Source organism: Microcoleus sp. C2D2 (assembly GCF_036702495.1).
Classification (GTDB): Bacteria; Cyanobacteriota; Cyanobacteriia; order Cyanobacteriales; family Microcoleaceae; genus Microcoleus.
The window spans coordinates 1-1,467 of the sequence record NZ_JAUBTO010000386.1 but is presented as its reverse complement, the minus strand read 5'-3'; the positions used below and the strand labels follow the sequence as shown (position 1 = coordinate 1,467).

At 47.5% G+C, this 1,467-nt stretch carries 2 protein-coding genes and 1 pseudogene; all 3 read right to left on the bottom strand.

Annotated features, from left to right (window positions below; genetic code table 11):
- Window positions 1-63: 63 nt before the first annotated feature.
- The gene (locus tag QUB61_RS39400) at window positions 64-300 is read right to left on the bottom strand and encodes a ParB N-terminal domain-containing protein (RefSeq protein WP_333136905.1); all 237 of its coding nucleotides are present in this window, start codon (window positions 298-300) and stop codon (window positions 64-66) included.
- Window positions 297-1,052: a ParA family protein gene (locus tag QUB61_RS39395; RefSeq protein ID WP_333136903.1), complete on the bottom strand. Its 756-nt coding sequence runs from the start codon at window positions 1,050-1,052 to the stop codon at window positions 297-299. Before QUB61_RS39395 ends, QUB61_RS39400 begins: the two co-directional genes overlap by 4 nt.
- Window positions 1,053-1,186: 134 nt before the next feature.
- Window positions 1,187-1,467, bottom strand: a pseudogene (locus QUB61_RS39390) (ATP-binding protein); the annotation flags it as partial.

Below are 1,467 nucleotides of genomic sequence, written 5' to 3'. Positions count from 1 at the left end.
TCCTCGAATGCAGGAACCTCGCTCTGTCTTGAAAGCTAAACTGCGGGCGTGATTAAGCCTTTTTCAGTGCCATTGATCTATGGGGCGTACCAGGATCGGTTGCAGAATTCCTAACTGCTTGACGGACTCCACCAGTTCTTGCATAGCTGTCGGCTCGAAATAGCGACGGGGTTGCTGCGCTGGCAAGACAATTTTGTGTATTGAGACAAGTTCGGATGCGGCATCTGCGCTGTCGCTGGTTCCTAATAAAGCCTCAACCCCTTTGATTTGATAAGGCTGACTGTCGCGCTTTTGATTCATCGCAGAGCTAAGAGTCCTTGTGCAATAGTATCGAGTACGGCGACGGCTGGATGTTTTGGATTGTACACGGCCAGAGGTACGTGTTGCTGTGACGCATCGGCAAAAGCCACAGTCCGAGGCACAGGGGGGTAAATCGCACCAATCTTCTCCAGAGAAGTAGTAATTGACTGCAAACTTTGAAAGGCCTGTACAGTACGGGTATCGTACAGCGTCGGAATCACTCCAGCAATCTGCAATGAACGATTGGCGCGTTTCCTGACGCGAGCAATGGTTTGCAACAGCAATTCAGTTCCTTTGAGAGCTTTATATTCAGTCTGAATCGGAATTAAGACGTGAGTGGAGGCAACTAGACTGATATAGGATAGGATGCCGAGCGAGGGAGGGCAGTCGATCAATATGAAGTTATAGTGCGAGCTCAGGGGGTCAATGACTTCTTTTAGCCGACTATCTCTCATGTCAGCCACCACCAGTTCCAGCTCTGCTCCGCTCAAATTAATATTAGAAGGGAGCAAGTCCATGTTGTGAAGGTTTTTGCGGAGCGCCGCGTCAGAACCGTTCATAATGGACTCGTAGACAGTCTCTTGTAACTCAGATGGCTCCAAGCCCATGAAGGCGGTAAGTGAGGCTTGGGGGTCCATATCTACTAACAAGACTTTTTGCTTCCGCTTGGCTAAATGGTAGCCTAAATTCATTGTCAAACTGGTTTTGGAGACACCGCCTGACTGGTTGAACAGCGCAATAATTTTGCTCATCTATTTTTAAGCACGCTCTCTCCACGTGTTGATTAAACAATATTAGTGGACTGCGGCTTATTGTAGACTAATCCTAGAAAGAACTTTGAGAACCGCGTCTGATAACTAACTGCGATCGCAGTTATCATTTAAAGCTAGTGTTGAGTTAAATCGCTGATAATATCTAAGCTCATATTGTCAACTAATTTAGTCAAAGCCAGAGCAATTTGCTTCTGCGACAGCTCCATTCGCTCAATCAACAGCCTTACTGCTTGCTCGTCTCCACAAGCGGCTGCTTTATAAAGCTTCTCAATCGACTCCCTCGGCAACACAGACAGCGACTCAGGAGTCAGTTGCACAACAGGCTCATCCTGTTCGGACTTCCTAGACGACTCCTCTTCATAGATATAGCGAACTCCCAAATGAAGCGCCATCT